Source organism: Hymenobacter wooponensis (assembly GCF_004745865.1).
GTDB classification, from domain to species: Bacteria; Bacteroidota; Bacteroidia; order Cytophagales; family Hymenobacteraceae; genus Hymenobacter; species Hymenobacter wooponensis.
In genome coordinates this window covers 430083-446776 of record NZ_SRKZ01000005.1, presented here as the reverse complement: position 1 = coordinate 446776, position 16694 = coordinate 430083, and the positions used below count along the sequence as shown (strand labels likewise).

15 protein-coding genes are annotated in these 16694 nt (G+C 53.9%); 7 read left to right on the top strand and 8 right to left on the bottom strand.

Annotated elements, in window-relative coordinates; translation table 11 throughout:
* Positions 1–37: 37 nt before the first annotated feature.
* The 4 genes from EU557_RS18945 to EU557_RS18930 all read right to left on the bottom strand — a co-directional run bounded on the left by EU557_RS18945 (position 38) and on the right by EU557_RS18930 (position 3158).
* Entirely contained in the window at positions 38–1621 is a 1584-nt protein-coding gene (locus EU557_RS18945; RefSeq protein WP_135532037.1) for a ubiquitin family protein, read from the bottom strand.
* A 183-nt stretch (positions 1622–1804) separates the two neighbouring features.
* Entirely contained in the window at positions 1805–2212 is a 408-nt protein-coding gene (locus tag EU557_RS18940; protein ID WP_135532036.1) for an EVE domain-containing protein, read from the bottom strand.
* A 102-nt stretch (positions 2213–2314) separates the two neighbouring features.
* Positions 2315–2695: a hypothetical protein gene (locus EU557_RS18935; protein WP_135532035.1), complete on the bottom strand. Its 381-nt coding sequence runs from the start codon at positions 2693–2695 to the stop codon at positions 2315–2317.
* 67 nt (positions 2696–2762) lie between these two features.
* Positions 2763–3158, bottom strand: a complete 396-nt coding sequence (locus tag EU557_RS18930) for a hypothetical protein (protein WP_135532034.1) — start codon at positions 3156–3158, stop codon at positions 2763–2765.
* A 208-nt stretch (positions 3159–3366) separates the two neighbouring features.
* Here EU557_RS18930 and EU557_RS18925 point away from each other — a divergent pair, with 208 nt between their 5' ends.
* From EU557_RS18925 to EU557_RS18905, 5 genes are all read left to right on the top strand, one after another.
* Entirely contained in the window at positions 3367–5118 is a 1752-nt protein-coding gene (locus tag EU557_RS18925) for a DNA polymerase/3'-5' exonuclease PolX (RefSeq protein ID WP_135532033.1), read from the top strand.
* A gap of 103 nt (positions 5119–5221) precedes the next feature.
* Positions 5222–6262, top strand: a complete 1041-nt coding sequence (locus tag EU557_RS18920) for a glycosyltransferase family 9 protein (protein ID WP_135532032.1) — start codon at positions 5222–5224, stop codon at positions 6260–6262.
* 133 nt (positions 6263–6395) lie between these two features.
* Complete coding sequence (locus EU557_RS18915; RefSeq protein ID WP_135532031.1) at positions 6396–7049, top strand: hypothetical protein; 654 nt, start codon at positions 6396–6398, stop codon at positions 7047–7049.
* Between the two features lie 147 nt (positions 7050–7196).
* Positions 7197–7643 carry an OsmC family protein gene (locus EU557_RS18910; protein WP_245326323.1) on the top strand — a complete coding sequence of 149 codons (447 nt, stop codon included), beginning with the start codon at positions 7197–7199 and terminating at the stop codon, positions 7641–7643.
* A 25-nt stretch (positions 7644–7668) separates the two neighbouring features.
* On the top strand, positions 7669–7935 hold the full coding sequence (locus tag EU557_RS18905) for a UBP-type zinc finger domain-containing protein (protein WP_135532029.1): 267 nt from the start codon (positions 7669–7671) through the stop codon (positions 7933–7935).
* A gap of 139 nt (positions 7936–8074) precedes the next feature.
* Here the strand turns inward: EU557_RS18905 and serS are convergent, their stop codons facing one another.
* Positions 8075–9349 carry a serine--tRNA ligase gene (serS, locus tag EU557_RS18900; RefSeq protein WP_135532028.1) on the bottom strand — a complete coding sequence of 425 codons (1275 nt, stop codon included), beginning with the start codon at positions 9347–9349 and terminating at the stop codon, positions 8075–8077.
* A 704-nt stretch (positions 9350–10053) separates the two neighbouring features.
* Between serS and rho the strand changes: the two genes are divergently transcribed.
* Positions 10054–12312 carry a transcription termination factor Rho gene (gene rho, locus EU557_RS18895; RefSeq protein WP_135532027.1) on the top strand — a complete coding sequence of 753 codons (2259 nt, stop codon included), beginning with the start codon at positions 10054–10056 and terminating at the stop codon, positions 12310–12312.
* Between the two features lie 87 nt (positions 12313–12399).
* Here rho and EU557_RS18890 read toward each other — a convergent pair whose 3' ends face one another.
* A complete protein-coding gene (locus EU557_RS18890; RefSeq protein ID WP_167855273.1) occupies positions 12400–13425 on the bottom strand; it encodes a T9SS type A sorting domain-containing protein in 1026 nt (341 codons plus the stop codon).
* Between the two features lie 965 nt (positions 13426–14390).
* Between EU557_RS18890 and EU557_RS18885 the strand changes: the two genes are divergently transcribed.
* Positions 14391–15053 carry a DsbA family protein gene (locus tag EU557_RS18885; protein ID WP_135532025.1) on the top strand — a complete coding sequence of 221 codons (663 nt, stop codon included), beginning with the start codon at positions 14391–14393 and terminating at the stop codon, positions 15051–15053.
* A 37-nt stretch (positions 15054–15090) separates the two neighbouring features.
* Here EU557_RS18885 and EU557_RS18880 read toward each other — a convergent pair whose 3' ends face one another.
* Positions 15091–15693, bottom strand: a complete 603-nt coding sequence (locus tag EU557_RS18880) for a hypothetical protein (protein ID WP_135532024.1) — start codon at positions 15691–15693, stop codon at positions 15091–15093.
* A 100-nt stretch (positions 15694–15793) separates the two neighbouring features.
* Positions 15794–16675, bottom strand: a complete 882-nt coding sequence (locus EU557_RS18875) for a UbiA family prenyltransferase (protein ID WP_135532023.1) — start codon at positions 16673–16675, stop codon at positions 15794–15796.
* Positions 16676–16694: the final 19 nt, after the last annotated feature.

The following is a 16694-nucleotide window of genomic DNA, read 5'->3' as shown; positions in this document are numbered from 1 at the left end:
CATACGCAGTAGCGCACATCGTGTTCTGGGCAGCTTCCTATTCGAATGCAACACTATTAATGAAAAACACATTGCGGCTATTGAACCCCGACGTACGAACGCGCTGGTAGCCGTAGGCCAGGAACTTGCTGCCATACCACGCCTGCAACTCCGAGTGTGAAGTGTCTAACGTTTTCTCGTGCTGATCTTCTTCACTGGTCCGCAGCAGTACTTCCAGATCATTAGAAGAGGAAGTGGCCTGATCAATCACCTTATAGCGAAGCTTGTCTTCGTATAGATAGCTAAGCACTAAGCGCTTGCCATCCGGCATGGGGCGTACCTGTATGGTTTCAGCCAGCTCGCCGGTTTCTACATCTTTTAACAGGAAAGAGTTATCCCAGAGTAAGTTGCCGTACCGGTCGAAGGCGCACACCAAGGCATGGGTAAATCGGTAGCCATCCACGTTGCGGTTGCTGCGGTTGTAGCCCCGGCCATACATGTTGGAGCCGTAAAGCGGGTTATACATGGGCATGTAGGCCGCGGTATTGTAGTAAGTGCCATAGCCATACTGATAGCGCGGGTAATAAACCTCCGATACCAGCACATAAGCACCCTGAAAAGGAATCATATCATGCATAAGCAGGCGGTAGCGCAGCCGCTGCTGCCGAGAGCTAGCCCGTAGCTTTTGACTCCGCTGGCGCATGCGCTCTACTCGGGCGGGAGACATAAAGTCGAAGAAATGCTTCAGGTTCAGGAAATCGTAGAAGCGCAAAGAGCGGCGCTGGCCGGTTTCTGTAACGCCCGCCGTGAGGTCGGCGGCAAATAATCCTTGAGAGTAGCGAGAGTCGCGCAGGGTGTAGGTGCCAGCCAGCAGCCGGGCCGCACTATCGCCGGGGCTCAGCTGGGCTGAGATAAGGCCCCGCTCGCTTTCGGCCTGCACAAACTCAGAGTGCAGTAGCTGGCCTTGGTCAGAAAGCTGCTTCACCTGCAGGCGCGACTTAAACCCGTTTGATTCACTCAGGATAAATTCAGCGCGCTTCGTAACGGAATCGGCCAGGAAGGTGAGTGTGGCGGGTAGGGGCTCGTATACTGAGGGCAGAAACTTAAACTGCGCCGTGTGCAGATCTAGCAGCAAGATGGTCACGTGCTGGTCTAGGCCTACTGTCACGAACAGGTTGCCTTTCAATGCCTTCATGTTGTGCACGTGGCGAGTCAGCTTCGTATCGAATTCTCCTTTGCCTAACTCGCCGGTACGCGTGTCAAAAGCGGCTACCCATAGCTTTCCTTCTACGGAGGAGGTAAACAAAGCATATACGTCGGAGCCCTCAGCGCAAATCTGGCTGAATTCGTACTCGCGGGGTACTTCCACTACCTGCTTACGACCCGGTTGGAGCTGGTGGTTATACTGCTGAAAGAAGAACTCCGACTTCGTGGATAACGGTAGGTCTCTTTCTACTAATAACACCAAGCTGCTGTCTTCGGGCAGGGGCTGTACATGCACGTCACTGTTGTAGGCTTCCAGCGGAAGCTCTAGGCGGAACGGCTGCTTAGGGGTGGGAGCGGTGGGAGGAGTTTGGGCACGAGCCGGCCCCAGCAACCAACTCAGTAGCAGCAGAACAAGGGCAGAATACGCGTGTTTCATAGAGCAAGAGTGTACGTAAGCCAAGCGGAGTCAGTACTAGAAGTAAGATACGACGAAGTAGCCGCATTGTCACGTGCGCTATCAGATTCTTGATGCCTCAACCGTGCCTATTCCATACGAGTTCAGACACAAAAAAGCGGCTGCCTTATGGGCAGCCGCTAGAGTCAATAGGGCAAACGTACTTTAAGCGCTAAGCTCCAAAATCACATCAAACTCTTCTACACGCAGTGGCATCACTGAAAGGCGGGATTGGCGCAGTAGGCCTATCTGGCTCAGTCGTTCATCTTGCTTGATTTGTGCCAGCGAAACGGGGCGCGCCAAAGGCTCTTGGGGCTTCAGGTGTACGGCTACCCAACCGCTGCCCGCCTCGGCAGTAGCATCAGGGGCGGCTGAAGCAGCTACCTGAGCCACGCCCACCACTTCCTTGTCGCTGACGCTGTGGTAATAGAGTACGAGGTCGCCGGGCTGCATCTGCTGCAAAAAGTTACGCGCCTGATAGTTGCGGACGCCAGTCCAGTCGGTGCCGCCGTCGCGGTTAAAATCGGCCCAGGAATAGGCCGCGGGTTCAGATTTTACAAGCCAATAGTTCATGGCCTGCAAGCTACAAAAGATGGGGCGTGAGTACGCAGAAGCCAGTAGCGCTAGGCCAGAGGTACTGGCCTAGCGCTATCTGTGATGTTGCCGGGCTATGGGTTAATAGGTGCGGCGCGCCTTCAGCGTTTCACTATCCACCCCCTGCACGTGAAGTGTATAGCCTTGCCGTTGCGGATCCGTGAACTTGATCTGGTACGTGTATTTGCCAGTTTCCGTCCAGGTGCCGGGGCGCTCCTCACCTGCATCAGTGGGGCCTAGGCCATATTCAATGAAGTTACCGTCTGCCTCCATCCGAAAAGCATCATACCGCCAACCTATGGTTTGAGAAGTAGTACGAAAGGTGAAGAAGTCTTTTTCGTCCGGCGTGAAGGTGTTGTACCATTGCCGCCCGAACAGTGTTGTGGGCGCAACAGTATCTTCTTTGCAGCTACTCAGAATAAGTAGGAAAGCACTTAGCAATAGCGTAGTATAAAAGCGCATGGTTCGTATTGATATGAAAAAGGCCTCCCGTTCAGGAGGCCTCTAGCGCTAAAAAACGTTGCAAGCGCTACAAGTCTTTGCGGCGCACTTTCAGCACGTTGTTTTCCAGCGAGACTATTTCCAACTGATAGTCAGGATCTTTTTTGTCGTCGAGGCTGATGCGGAGGGTGTGGTCGTTTTCCGCAGTCCAGCGGCCTTTGCGGCCTTCAATGCCATCAGTGGGGGCAATGTCAAATTGCGTAAACAGGCCATTGTGGTCGAAGGAAAAGCCCGTACGGCCACGAGAGGGCGGAAAAGCATAAGTGTTGGGCCGGTACACGCGCACATCGGCTTGGTCCTCCTCGTGGGCGTGCAGCCAGGTACGTTCGAGTTGTTGCATTTTTACGGCCGTGTTGGCGTCGGGCTTGCAGGTGGCGGCCAGCAGGAGCACGCTCAGGCAGGCTAACAAAGTGAACAGACGCATAAGTTATAAGGGGTTGGGGCGGGTGACTACTTCAGACCGCAGCGTATGCTGTAGATAACGGTAAAAAGCAGATTGCGTTAGAATAGGAGGCGAAGCTGACGCCAGGAAAGGTTGTTACAGAAACCAGCAGCTCTAACGAGCCGCCAATCTACAACTTTGCCCCGTACATTTGCTGTGCCCTCATTTTCCGCCCTCTTATCCTCTTGCCGTGGACAACCGCGCCCTCATCCGTGCCTTCCGTCTAGCTGCCCAGCTCATGGAGCTGCACGACGAAAATCCGTTTAAAATCCGGGCCTACGAAGGCACCGCCAGTTCCTTAGAAGCGCTGAGCTTTCCTGTGTCTGATGTGGAGCGTACTGGCCTGCCCGACCGCACCGGCCTAAGCAAGACTGCTGCCGCCCGCGTGGCTGAAATGCTTGACACGGGTACCTTTGAAGAGCTCACGCGCCTGCTGAGCATCACGCCTCCTGGCGTAGTAGAGCTGCTGCAAGTAAAGGGCATCGGACCAAAGAAAATCCGGGCGCTGTGGAAGGAGCTAGGCATAGAAAGCCCCGAGCAGCTACGCGAGGCGGCCGAGAAAGATGAAGTGAGCAAACTGAAAGGCTTCGGCAAGAAAACGCAGGAGACTATTCTGGCCGCACTAGAATTTTCCAGCCAAAGCCAGGGCAAGCTGCTCTATCCGCAGGCAGAGGAACTAGCCCAGGACCTGGCTAAGCACCTCAAGGATGCCCTCCAGACGGAGCAGGTAGCCATAGGAGGCGAAGTGCGCCGCCGCCTGGAAATTGTGGAGACGATTACACTGGTAGCCGCCACCACCCAGCCCGACAATGCGCACGAACTGCTCGATACAATACAGGGTATTACGCCCGACCCGCGCCGCAGCGGGCCATTTGCCTGGCGCGGCACGGCTACGGTTTCGGGGGTAAAGGTGGAAATTCTGCTGGTTTTGCCTGCCGACTTTACCAACCAGCTTTTCCTTAACTCCGCGGCTGAAGCTCACCTTTCTGAAGCATTGGCTGATGTGCAACCTGGCCGGCCAGCTACGCTACGCCAGCTGCTGAAGAAGGAGAAGTTTGAGCAGGAAACTGATATTTACCAGAAGGCAGGCCTACAGTATGTAGAGCCCGAACTACGCGAAGGGCTAGGTGAGCTAGCTCTGGCGCAAGCGCATAAGCTGCCCCGCCTCCTGGAGAATGAAGACCTACGAGGCTCTGTGCACAACCACAGTACCTATTCCGATGGCAGCCATAGCCTGCGTGAAATGGCCACTTTCCTGCGCGACCAGGGCTATGAGTACCTGGGCATCTGCGACCACTCACAGGCGGCGCACTACGCCAACGGCCTCACCCCAGAGCGCGTGCGCCAGCAGCAGCGCGAGGTAGATGAGCTGAACCAGGAGCTAGCGCCGTTCCGGATTTTCAAGGGTATTGAGTCTGATATTCTCAGCGACGGTTCTCTGGACTACACGCCTACTGTGCTAGAAACCTTCGATTTCGTGGTAGCCTCGGTGCACAGCAACTTGCGCATGGATGAGCGCAAGGCCACTACCCGGGTGCTGCGAGCCATCGAGAATCCTTACACCACTATGCTAGGCCACCCCACCGGCCGGTTGCTGCTACGGCGCGAAGGCTACCCCCTCGACCACAAAGCGGTAATTGATGCCTGCGCTCAGCATAATGTCATCATCGAAATCAACGCCAACCCCTGGCGCCTCGACCTGGATTGGCGCTGGGTACATTATGCCTTGGAAAAAGGCGTAATGCTCAGCATCAACCCCGATGCCCACCATACCAACGGCTACGCCGACATGCGCTACGGCGTCTTTATGGGCCGCAAGGGAGGCTTAACCAAGGAAATGACCTTCAACACGAAGTCGGTGGCAGAAGCGGCGGAGTACTTTGCGCAACGTAAAGCAGCCATTAAGCCCCCACTGGAATTCAAAGATTCGTTGTTTGGTTGAACGCTGATAGAGGCGGCTCCTATGTTAAATGGGGCTGCCTAGTTCCTTGTTACTACTCACCGGAGCACCGGGAGGGCGCTAGCAACGCGCCTCTGCTGTTACTATGAAAATTCTTGTCCTGCGCTTTTCTTCCATTGGTGATATCGTCCTGACGACGCCGGTACTCCGTGGCCTGAAGCTGCAGGTGCCGGGTGCAGTGGTGCACGTAGCCACTAAACCAGCGTACCGGGGCCTGATTGAGCCAAACCCGTACGTGGATAAGGGCCACTACCTCACTGGCGGCTTGAAAGAGCTAGTAGCTGAGTTAAAAGATGAGCAATTCGATTTCATCGTCGATCTGCACAATAACCTGCGTACTTCGCTTATCAAGCTGCAATTGGGCGTGAAGTCGTCGAGCTTTGATAAGCTGAACCTGCGCAAGTGGCTCTTAGTAAACTGGAAGATAAACACCATGCCGCGGGCCCACATAGTGGACCGCTATTTGGCTGCTGCTGCGCCTCTGGGCGTGAAGAATGATGGCCTAGGCCTAGATTATTTCATCCCGGCCAAGGATGAAGTAAACCTCAGTGCCTTGCCTCCCGGCTTCCAAAATGGCTACGTGGCCTTTGCCATTGGGGCCCAGCATGCCACCAAGCGCCTGCCCGTAGAACGGATAATTGAGCTATGTGGCCTACTGCGGCAGCCCGTAGTGCTACTAGGTGGACCTGAGGATGAAAGCACAGGCCACATTATTGAACTAGCCTTCGACAACCAGGCGGCCGTATCGCCGCCCGCCCCCGGCCGCATTCCGGAAAGCCCGTATTACTTCCCTTCATCGGGAGCTAGTCAAACTCCTGCTCGAACGGTGATTTATAACGCTTGTGGGAAGTTCACTTTGAATCAATCGGCGTCATTGGTGCAGCAAGCACGTTTTGTGGTAAGCCATGACACCGGCCTTATGCACATTGCTGCCGCCTTCCACAAGGAAATTTACAGTGTGTGGGGCAACACCGTACCCGAGTTCGGGATGTATCCCTACCGCACCGAGTTTCGGATACTGGAGGTAAAAGGCCTAGGCTGCCGGCCATGCTCTAAGATTGGCTACGAGAAATGCCCCCAGGGTCACTTCCGCTGCATGCGCGACATTAAGTTTGATTTGAGCTAAGCTGCTCGCTACGTATAGGACAATAAATTGTTGCGCTATTAAGAGAGGTGCATAAAAATGTCCAGTAGAAATCGTAGAATTGCCGGGATTTGGTCGGATAAATCCTATAACATTCATTTCTACTACGCGTTCTATGCGATTTTCTACTCTGCGGGTTTTTGCCTGTGCCCTAATGACCGTATGGCTGACTGCCTGCGGACCAAGTATTTATTTGGCTCAAGATTTCAGGACCTATGCTCCCAAGCATAAGACGGTTGCCATTTTGCCGGCTGCCGTAACTATGCAGATGCGTCCTAATCAGGCTCGTCATACAACAGCTGAGCAAGTCCATAATCTGGAGCAGCAAAGCGGTGTTGATTTCCAGGAAAAGATCTACGCGTGGTTGCTGCGTCGCACTACCCAGCGTGGGTACACTGTGCAGTTCCAAGATGTAATGAAAACGAATTCCCTCCTGCGGGAAAGCGGCATCCCGTACTCAGAATTGCGGAGCCACTCTCCTCAGGAGTTGGCTAAAATTCTGGGTGTTGATGCCGTTCTTACTACCAGCGTGCGCACCAGCAAGCCAATGAGTGATGGCGCAGCCGTAGCCGTAGGCCTGTTGGTAGGTGCTTGGGGTGCCACAAATCAAGCGAATATCACGGTAAACATTCACGAGTCTGATGCAGGAAAGCTGCTGTGGAAGTACGACTACGTGGCCTCTGGCTCGGTTGGTAGCTCTACCGACGGCATGGTAAACGTGCTGATGCGGAATGCCTCCAAGAAATTTCCTTATACCCCAAAATCCTAGTGTAGGCCTGCCTGACCAGCTCCACAGATTTCAACAAGAAAAAGGCCGCTTCTGCTATATGCAGAAGCGGCCTTTTTCTTGTTGAGCTGACAACGTACCCAACAGGCACTTCGTAGGCTATGTACGTTTTTAATGCTGCATATGCCGATGTCTGAGATACCTAATACCGCAGTAGTAGTACGAGTAGGTGCTGAGGCTCTGCTAGCCGATGTGCAGGCCGGAATGCACACCTTCTTTGTGGATGAGCCCGTAGCGGTAGGTGGCCTAGACCGTGGCCCCACGCCCTATGATATGCTGCTCTCTGCCTTGGGGGCCTGTACTGCCATCACTCTACGCCTCTACGCTAACCAGAAAAAATGGCCGCTAGAAGCTATTGAAGTGCGCCTCAGCCACGCGCGGGTGCATCGCCAGGATTGCGATAAATGTGAATCGCCGGGCGAAACATTGGAGGAAATACGCAAGGAGTTACGTTTATTAGGCCCACTTACGCCGGATCAGCTCCAACGCCTGCACATTATTGCCGATAAATGCCCCGTGCAGAAAGCGCTGACGAGCGGCTCCTTCCGAGTGTTTACTACCGTAGTAACTGCTTAGTTTCATCCATCTTACCCACGTGCATATGGCTCTTTGCTCGCATCTGCAATCCATTGAAACCTTGCTGCCTGCCCCCGCCGACCACCTCTGCCCCGAGTGCGTAGCGCTGGGCGATACCTGGGTCCATTTGCGCGTCTGCCAAGCCTGCGGACACGTCGGCTGCTGCGACCAATCCAAGAACAAGCACGCCACCAAACACTTTCATGCCTCCCAGCACCCTGTTATTACTTCCGCGGAGCCCGGTGAGCAGTGGGCTTGGTGTTACGTGGATGAGCAAATGGCCGAGTATTAAAAGCGGGACATCAGCTCTTCTAATTTGGAAGCAAGTGCCGTAGAAGGAAGTAAGCTCTTTTGCTACTAGCAAAAAGAAAGGCCTTCGTCTGGAATACGAAGGCCTTTTCTAGATTCTTAGGTGGCCTAGGCCAGTCTCATTATCCTATCTTGTCAAAACCGCAGTAGGAGTGCAGTGCTTGCGGCAGACGGATGCCCTCCGGCGTCTGATTGTTCTCTAGCAGTGCTGCCACAATGCGGGGCAGGGCCAACGCCGAGCCATTGAGCGTGTGTAGAAGCTGCGTTTTACCATTCTCAGCGCGGTAGCGCAGCTTTAAGCGGTTGGCTTGGTAGGTTTCAAAGTTTGAGCACGACGATACTTCGAGCCAGCGGCCCTGGGCGGCGCTCCATACTTCCAGGTCGTAGGTGAGGGCTGAAGTGAAACCCATGTCGCCGCCGCAGAGGCGTAGCACGCGGTAAGGCAGTTCCAGCTTCTGCAATAAGCCCTCAATGTGGCCTAGCATCTCCTCCAGCTGCGTGTAGCTCTGGTCTGGGTGCGTAATCTGCACAATCTCCACTTTGTCGAACTGGTGCAGGCGGTTAAGGCCGCGCACATCAGCGCCCCAGCTGCCCGCCTCGCGGCGGAAGCACGGCGTATAGCCTGCGTTGCGCACTGGTAGGCGCTCAGTAGCTACAATCTCGTCGCGGTAGAGGTTGGTGATGGGTACCTCGGCCGTCGGAATCAGGTAGAGGTTGTCCTGGGCGTCGTGGTACATCTGACCTTCTTTGTCGGGTAGCTGGCCCGTGCCGTAGCCCGAAGCTTCATTTACCAGAATAGGCGGCTGCACCTCATCGTACCCAGCGTTGCGAGCCTCATCGAGGAAGAAGTTAATGAGCGCGCGCTGCAGGCGAGCCCCTTGTTTTTTATAGACCGGGAAACCAGCGCCAGTGATTTTATTGCCCAGCTCAAAGTCGATGATATCGTACTTCTTAATGAGCTCCCAGTGGGGGAGGGCATCGGCAGCAAGCTGGGGCTGCGCGCCCACTTCGCGCACTACCTCATTGTCTTGGGCACTGCGGCCTTCAGGTACGCTGCTGTGCGGCAGGTTGGGGAGTTTGTATAAGGTTTGTTGCAAAGCAAACTCTACCTGCGTCAGCTCGTCGGCGTGGGCTTTGGTTTGCTGCTTGAGCTCCGCAGTGCGCTGCTTCAGAACTTCTGCGCCGGCCTTATCCCCAGATTTCATCAAGCTGCCAATCTGGCGAGCCAGCTCGTTGGCCTCCGCCTGGGCAGAGTCGTGCTCAGTTTGCAGTTGCCGGCGGCGCTGGTCCAGCTCCAGAATAGCCTGAACATCGGCTTCAGCAGTCTTATAATGCTTTTTGGCCAAGCCGGCCAGCACCGCATCAGTGTGCTCTTTTAATACGGAAACTTGCAGCATAGTAGCAGAAAACGCGGATGTAGATGAGGCAAAAGTAGGAAGATGAATCGCAGATGTTGCAGAATAATCAGATTAACCCATCTGTAGGCCACTCGGTACGGCTAGCTGGGTTGAGAGGTTAACCTCCTAGGCAATTGAATACTGTTGAGATTGGTACTACCCAGGTAAAAAGACAGCACGAGTTTTAAGCTCAACCGTCTCCGTGAGAACTGCAAAAAGGCCTTGCTCTGGGGATGAGCAGCGCCTAAGCAGGAGTCGGTTTTATAACAAGGGTGAACTTTCTCTAAAAACCAAGGCGTTAAGCATACAAGCTCCCACTCTTTAAGCGGTGCTGCCACTGCCAGAATGCGCGTATGCAGTGCCTTTATGTAGTTGTACTTCGTCCGGGTTTACCAGGATTCGTACAATTACTGAATAATAAGGAAAACGAGAGGTAAAATTCCCGTATCCGATTTGGCAGTTCATCCGTATTAAGCTAACATTGCGTTAGCAAGCCGGCAGCTGATACCGGACCCGCAGTAAGTTTGTTTTTCTCGCGTACGGTCCGTTTTGTCTTTAGCGCCACCCCGCTACTACCCCTCCGTATTCGTTCCAGAATCCTGTTGAATGCGCGCCGCACTGCGGTTGCCCTTGTGTCCGGAATGGCCTGTGCTGCCTCTCATTTGGCTTTGTGCCCCGCCTGATTTTTTCGCCCAGCTTCTTATATGTACACTATCGAAGAGTTGAAGGACCGTCTGCTGTCCGAGTTAAAGGAAATTGCAGAAGAGCTAAGTGTCGGCAACTTCAAAAAACTCAGCAAGCAGGATCTTATCTATAAGATTCTAGATCAACAAGCTATTACGCCGCCAGATAAGCTTCCTAAGAAAGTGAAATCAGCGGCTGGTAAAGCCAGTGCAAATAGCCCCGCCGAGGCGCCCGCAGAGGCGGTGGCGGTAGCGGAGGCTACGCCGCCCGCCCGCCCAGCCCGGGCCCCCCGGCCTGCTCGCCCGGCCCGCCCCGCTGCAAAAGCAGCCGCACCGGCCCCAGAGGCCACAGCGCCAGAAATTGCTGCTCCAGCTGCTGTAGCAGAAGCGCCCGCTGTTGAAGCCCCAGTAGCTCCTGCCCCTGCTATCACACCCGCGCCTGTTGAAGCCGCGGCACCTGCAGAAGCTAATGAGGCTGCGCTACCCGATACTGAAGCACCGGCCACTGCCCCGCAGCCTGCTTCAGAAGAAACCGGCACCGAGCGCCCCATTAAGATTTACCAGCGCCCCGAGCGCCGTCAGCGCACTGACCGCAATGGTCGGCCCACGCCACAGCCCGCTGCCAATGGTGCCCCCGTTACGGCGGAGTTTGCCCAGCCTGAGGCTGTAGTAGCTGATGCGCCCCCTGCCACGGCCCCTGCTGAGGCCGAGGTGGCAAGTGCACCCGCTCCTTCTGCTGTACCACAAAGCTTACCCCGCGAACTACGCCCCATTGATCCTACCGCGCCTGCGCCTCTGCGCGATGGCCGCGAACAGCGTTTTAGCCGGGATGGCCGCGAAGGGCGGGAGTTCCGTGAGAACCGTCAGGAAGGAGGCCAGAATGGTCGCGAACTGCGCCAAGACGGCCGCAACGATCAGCCCCGGGAATTCCGGAACGATGCTCCTCGCGCGCTACGCGAAGGAGTAGTGCGTCCGGATGGCCGCGAAAGCCGCGAGCAGCGCCGTGAAGAGCGTTATGCCGCTCGTGAGCAGCAGCGCCAGCAGCGTTTGGCTGAGCGCCTTGAGCAGCGCCAAGGTCAGGGAGAACTCCGGCAAGGAATTGAGCCCCGTCAGAACGGTGAGGCACGTCAAGTTCAGGAGCAACGCCCCGCTCGTCAAGAGTTCGATATCGTTATTCCCGGTGATGGTACTCTGGAGATGATGCCCGATGGTGGCTATGGCTTCTTGCGTAGTCCCTTCTACAATTACCTGGCTTCACCCGACGACATCTATGTATCGCCGCAGCAGGTAAAGCAGTTTGGCTTGAAAGCTGGCGATACGGTGAAGTGCACCATCCGGCCCCCACGCGAAGGCGAGAAATACTTTGCGCTAGTGGGAGTAGAAGGTATTAATGGCCGCTCCGTAGAAGAAGCTCGCGACCGTATTCCGTTCAACAACCTGACGCCACTGTTTGCGGAGGAGCGCCTAAAGCTTACGACCAAGTCGGCACAATACAGCACGCGCATTCTCGACCTGTTCGCTCCGATTGGTAAGGGCCAGCGGGGGCTGATTGTGGCGCAGCCCAAAACCGGTAAAACGGTGCTGCTTCAAGAAATTGCCAACGCTATTTCTGAAAACCACCCCGAGGTATACCTGATGATTCTGCTCATCGACGAACGCCCGGAAGAAGTGACGGATATGGCTCGCTCAGTGAAGGCTGAGGTACTCAGCTCTACCTTCGATGAAACCGCTGACCGCCATGTGAAGATTGCCACCATTGCGATGGAGAAGGCCAAGCGCCTGGTTGAGTGTGGTCACGACGTAGTTATCCTACTCGACTCTATCACTCGTTTAGCCCGGGCCTATAACACGGTGCAACCTGCTTCCGGCAAGATCCTCTCGGGTGGTGTAGATGCTAATGCTTTGCACAAGCCCAAGCGCTTCTTCGGTGCCGCCCGTAATGTAGAAGATGGCGGCTCACTAACTATCATCGCCACCGCTCTGATTGAAACGGGCTCCAAGATGGACGAGGTAATCTTTGAGGAATTCAAAGGTACCGGCAACATGGAACTGCAGCTGGACCGCAAACTGGCCAACAAGCGCATTTTCCCTGCCATCGACGTGCCGGCTTCCGGTACTCGCCGCGAGGACCTGCTGATGAGCAAGGACGAACTGAACCGCATCTGGGTGCTACGCAAGTTTATGTCGGACATGACGGCCTCCGAAGCTATGGAGTTCCTGAAGGACCGCATGAAGGGCACCCGTGACAATGAGGAGTTCCTGATGGCCATGAACGGCTAACCTGTTTTAAGCAGTCTCTAGGCCACTAAAAAGCCCGCCCTACAAGTTGTAGGGCGGGCTTTTTAGTGACCTAAAAGGATCAAAATATTATTGCTTCACAAAGCGCTGTACGTTGTGCTTTTCAGCGGAAATAAGCTCCAAGAAATAGACACCCATGGGCACGTGCTGAATGTCAACGGTTGAGCCGCCAGCAGCCTGCCCAGTAGCCACGTTCTGGCCGGTTGCGTTGTAGATGCGGTACTGCACTAGGCCATTCACTACTGGCAACGTTACCTGGCTATTGGTGGGGTTGGGGTAGAAAGACGCCTCAATCTTATCAGCGCTAGAAATAGCAACTACGGAAGAGTATGACGAAGTACCATCAGTATCAACTTGGCGCAGGCGGTAATAGGAAGTTGCTGCTAACGGACTCTTGTCAGTGAAACTATAAGAAGCACCTGTAGCAGTGGTACCATTGCCAGCTACTTTACCGATGGTTGTAAAAGATTTGCTGTCAGTGCTACGCTGTACCTCAAAATAGGCGTTGTTAAGTTCATTAGCAGTGGCCCACTTCGCATATACGTTGCTTGATTGGCGCGAAGCAGAAAAGCTAGTGAGGGTAACAGGCAGGGTTTTTCCGTTCAGGATTACGCGCGTGATAGCATCATCAGCGCAGTTGCCTGTGGCAGTGGTTCCGCGTACTGTATATTGTGTAGTAGCCAGTGGCGTAACACTTATGGAGGGGTCAGTGGTAGTTGCAATTAACACATTACCGTTACCGCTGTTAGCATACCATTGGTATGTACCAGTGCCACCATTAACCGTGAGAGTCGAGGAGTTGCCGGTCGTAATATTAGCAGGCGAAGCCGAGGCAGTAAGTTCGTTCGCACTAATGCTGATTACCTGAGTTACGGTTGAATTGCCGCAGTTAGGCGTATTGGTTGTTACCGTATAAGTGGTAGAGGTAGTAGGCGTTACTTGCAAGGTGCCAGTCGCGTTTTGCCCCACAATTGTTCCGCTTGCATCGCGGAATGTATAGGTAGCACCGGAGCTAGCTCCTGTGGCTGTTAGAGTAACGTTGGTACCTGGGCAAATAGGGCTGGTCACGGCAGTGCCATTTACAGCAGCACTCAAATTTAAAGAAGGACTCAGTGCAAGTTGAACATACACTGCTTTCACATTTGAACAACCTATAGTGTTAACCACTGTATAGTTAGTAGCTCCGGAAGAACCAACTGTTAAAGTGAAGGTTACGGACCCGCCTTGAGTAGTAGTAACGGTTTGTAATGGCGTTTGAGTAGGAATGCCGCCGTTGTCAGCAATAGTGCCAACATATATTCGCGTTGTACTACCACCATTATTATCACCATCAGTCAGGGTGAAAGTGGCAGTGCCCTGACCATTAGGGCAATACGTAACAGGGGATGAATTAGTACCGTTATTGTAGGATAAAGGGGTTGTAGCTCCTGAATAGTTGATTGTAAACTGCCCGGAGCATCCCGCGAGCGATGCATTATATGCTCCGATGACTAGCCCCACTATGAGGACCATTATTCTGTACATTTTTTCCATGTTGCAAGAAGATATGTTTGAGTGCAGTTGTCTCGTATTTAATTACAGATTCGGCGAAGATAGGGATTTGCATTAATATCCAAATTTCCAGAGCGCTCAGTCGATTGTATGAGTTGTCCTTTAGATGAGCAAGGTGTCCTAATGAAACGAGAAAAACTGATAAAAAGTGTGTTGATATTTTAACTATGGAGTCAAATAATTATACAAATTCAGTGTGATCTTTGCTATTCCGAAATCTCCTGCTTTCATCCAATGTACAGATCTAGGGTTTGTATATTATTCAATAATATTGTTTTTGTTCAATTATAGTCAAGAATGAACAAGCATATATTAAGCCTCCGAAGTACTAGAAATACCAGTATGAACTGAAGGAAGAGATACGCTTATTCACTTCATGAAGAGGGTATGTGACCTATAGAATAGTAGGCCTTTTGAAAGCATAAAAAAACTATATAGCGCTTTAATGGCTGCACTCTAAGCGGTAGAGCTGGATCTTACCCGAAAAATTCCTGACGTACCTTTGTGCCATGCAGCCTCACCCCGACCTCCCCGAAATCCTTTACATCTACGATGCTTATTGCGGCTGGTGCTATGGTATGAGCCCAGTTATGCAGCGTGTAACTCAGGAGTACGCGGGGCGCGTGACCTTTGCGGTGTTGAGCGGCGGAATGGTTACGCAGGATGAAGTTGGCCCCATCGGCGAATCGTGGGAGCACATAGCAAATGCGCTGCAGCAAGTGGAGCAGGTAACCGGGGTGCGGTTTGGAGAGGCCTACAAGCAGCTAGGCCAGAAGGGAAGCTATGTACAGGACTCTGAGCCGCCAGCCAGGGCGTTGTACGCATTCCGCCAGCTTGACGCACAGGGCAGAGCAGTAGCATTCGCGCACGATGTGCAGCTAGCGTTGTTTGAGCGAGGACAAGACTTGAATACTTCGGCTACATACGAGGTGCTGGCTCAATCCTATGGCCTAGCGGCAGAAGATTTCCGGCGGGTTTTTCAGCAGCCTGAAACAGCTGAAGCGGTACAACAGGAGTTTGTGGCTGTTCAGCGCATCGGCGTGCAGGGGTTCCCAACTATTATTCTGCGGGTAGGGTCGCAGGGCTATGTGCTTAGCCGTGGGTACCAGCCTTACGAGACTTTTGTGGAGGGGCTGGAGCAGGCACTACAGCAAGCAGAAGAAGAGGCCTAGAAATTTCTAGGCCTCTGGCTATGAAAAAAGCAGCTGGCTATTGCACGCGCACTACCTGTTTGCGGAGTGGCGACCAGGCAATTACCCGGAGGTCTTCTTTCCCTACTAAATAGTGAAAGCTAAGGGCATCAGGCCGGCGATGGAGGTCATCCCAAGCGGCCCGATCGGCTAGACCAGGCTGGTAGGTAGCGGCGGCCGGTACTGCCGGACGCTGGAAGTTTTTATCCGCGAAAAACTCGTCTAGACGGCGGCGGACGTAGGCTTCACGCTCTGCCTGGGTAGCAGTTGGGCCTTTCATCTCGTAAACCAGCGCGGCTTCCAAATCGGGAGCGGTTAGCACTTCCCGAAAAATAACCTGGCCGCTAGCAGTGGTGATGGTAAATACCGCCTCGCTGCTAAGCAAATTGGGGCCACGGAGAGCCAACGTAAATACGTCGGGGGTAGCTGCAGCGGAAAATATGTGCCGCTTACGAACCACCTTCAAGGTGTCTGACTGAGCATTGACTGCCGCTGGCCGGGCCGTATCCATAGGTTCAGCCACTGTTTGCGCCGAATCAGTGTCAGAAGAGGTAGTGGCTTGCTCGGCGGGGGAGGAGCAGGCTCCTACCAAGGGCAGCAGCCAGAAAAGGGTACGGCGCATAGCAGAGTCAGGTAAATAGTTCGGTCAGGGAATATAGCGTTCTACGCGTAAAGCTACTGTTGGGGTTGAGCTGCCGGCTAATGTACCCTACGCGGGTGGCCTAGAGCCAATGGTGCATCAACATCACCAAGAATGCGGCGCTCAAGCATAACGAGGAAACCTGGTTCATACGCATGGTTCGCTCAAAATTGGCATTAGCGGGTGACTGCCACACGGCTCGGGCCCAACTTAGAAACAGGAGCACCACTGGGCCGGTGGCAAGCAGGAAAATATAGAGGTTAGGAAGCTCCTGCCGCCAGACATAGGCCAGGGCCAAAACAACGGCACCGGTTAACAGGCCTAGGCCAGCAAATACAAACGTGCCCCGGATGCCCAGGCGTAAGCTCAGAGTTTGGTCGCCGCGGCGGGCGTCTTCATTATGCTGGTACACCTGAGTGAGCGGGTAGGAGCCGCACAGGAACAGGCTACTCACCACCGCAACTAGTATGTTCTGAGGCGCCAGAATCTCGGTTAGGCTGGCATTTACTCCTACTTGCGTCATCAGAAAAGTGTAGGCGCCTTGAAATACCACTACTACCATAGTGCTGATCAACGGGTATTTCTTTAAGCGAATCCCCTCAAAGCTGTAGGCCTTCGAAACCAGAAGGTATACTGCTACCAGAAGGCCAAACCAAATATTCAGGAGTAGGCCACCTAGCACAGCCAGCACATCAAATAGCCACACCAGATGCAGTAGCTCAGGGGAAACTTTGGGCGGGTGTTTAAGGCCGCCAATGCTTTCCTCGTCACGGTCGTAATAGCTATTGTAGCCGTTAGATGCTGGATAAGCTAGTAGGTGTAGAATCACGAAAACACCAACGGCCCGACTGATGCTGAAAGGTTGGCGTAGGGCACTCAGCCCAAACCAGAACACCGGCATTAGGTACACGGAAAAGGGAATGCGCAGCAGGGGCAACGCGCGACGGTAGGCGGCAAGTGACATGGGCAAGCAGCGCCGTTGG

Coding starts and splice junctions, on each gene's coding strand:
- EU557_RS18945 (WP_135532037.1), bottom strand. CDS start 1,621: ATGAAACACGCGTATTCTGCCCTTGTTCTGCTGCTACTGAGTTGGTTG.
- EU557_RS18940 (WP_135532036.1), bottom strand. CDS start 2,212: ATGAACTATTGGCTTGTAAAATCTGAACCCGCGGCCTATTCCTGGGCC.
- EU557_RS18935 (WP_135532035.1), bottom strand. CDS start 2,695: ATGCGCTTTTATACTACGCTATTGCTAAGTGCTTTCCTACTTATTCTG.
- EU557_RS18930 (WP_135532034.1), bottom strand. CDS start 3,158: ATGCGTCTGTTCACTTTGTTAGCCTGCCTGAGCGTGCTCCTGCTGGCC.
- EU557_RS18920 (WP_135532032.1), top strand. CDS start 5,222: ATGAAAATTCTTGTCCTGCGCTTTTCTTCCATTGGTGATATCGTCCTG.
- EU557_RS18915 (WP_135532031.1), top strand. CDS start 6,396: ATGCGATTTTCTACTCTGCGGGTTTTTGCCTGTGCCCTAATGACCGTA.
- EU557_RS18910 (WP_245326323.1), top strand. CDS start 7,197: ATGTCTGAGATACCTAATACCGCAGTAGTAGTACGAGTAGGTGCTGAG.
- EU557_RS18905 (WP_135532029.1), top strand. CDS start 7,669: ATGGCTCTTTGCTCGCATCTGCAATCCATTGAAACCTTGCTGCCTGCC.
- serS (WP_135532028.1), bottom strand. CDS start 9,349: ATGCTGCAAGTTTCCGTATTAAAAGAGCACACTGATGCGGTGCTGGCC.
- rho (WP_135532027.1), top strand. CDS start 10,054: ATGTACACTATCGAAGAGTTGAAGGACCGTCTGCTGTCCGAGTTAAAG.
- EU557_RS18885 (WP_135532025.1), top strand. CDS start 14,391: ATGCAGCCTCACCCCGACCTCCCCGAAATCCTTTACATCTACGATGCT.
- EU557_RS18880 (WP_135532024.1), bottom strand. CDS start 15,693: ATGCGCCGTACCCTTTTCTGGCTGCTGCCCTTGGTAGGAGCCTGCTCC.
- EU557_RS18875 (WP_135532023.1), bottom strand. CDS start 16,675: ATGTCACTTGCCGCCTACCGTCGCGCGTTGCCCCTGCTGCGCATTCCC.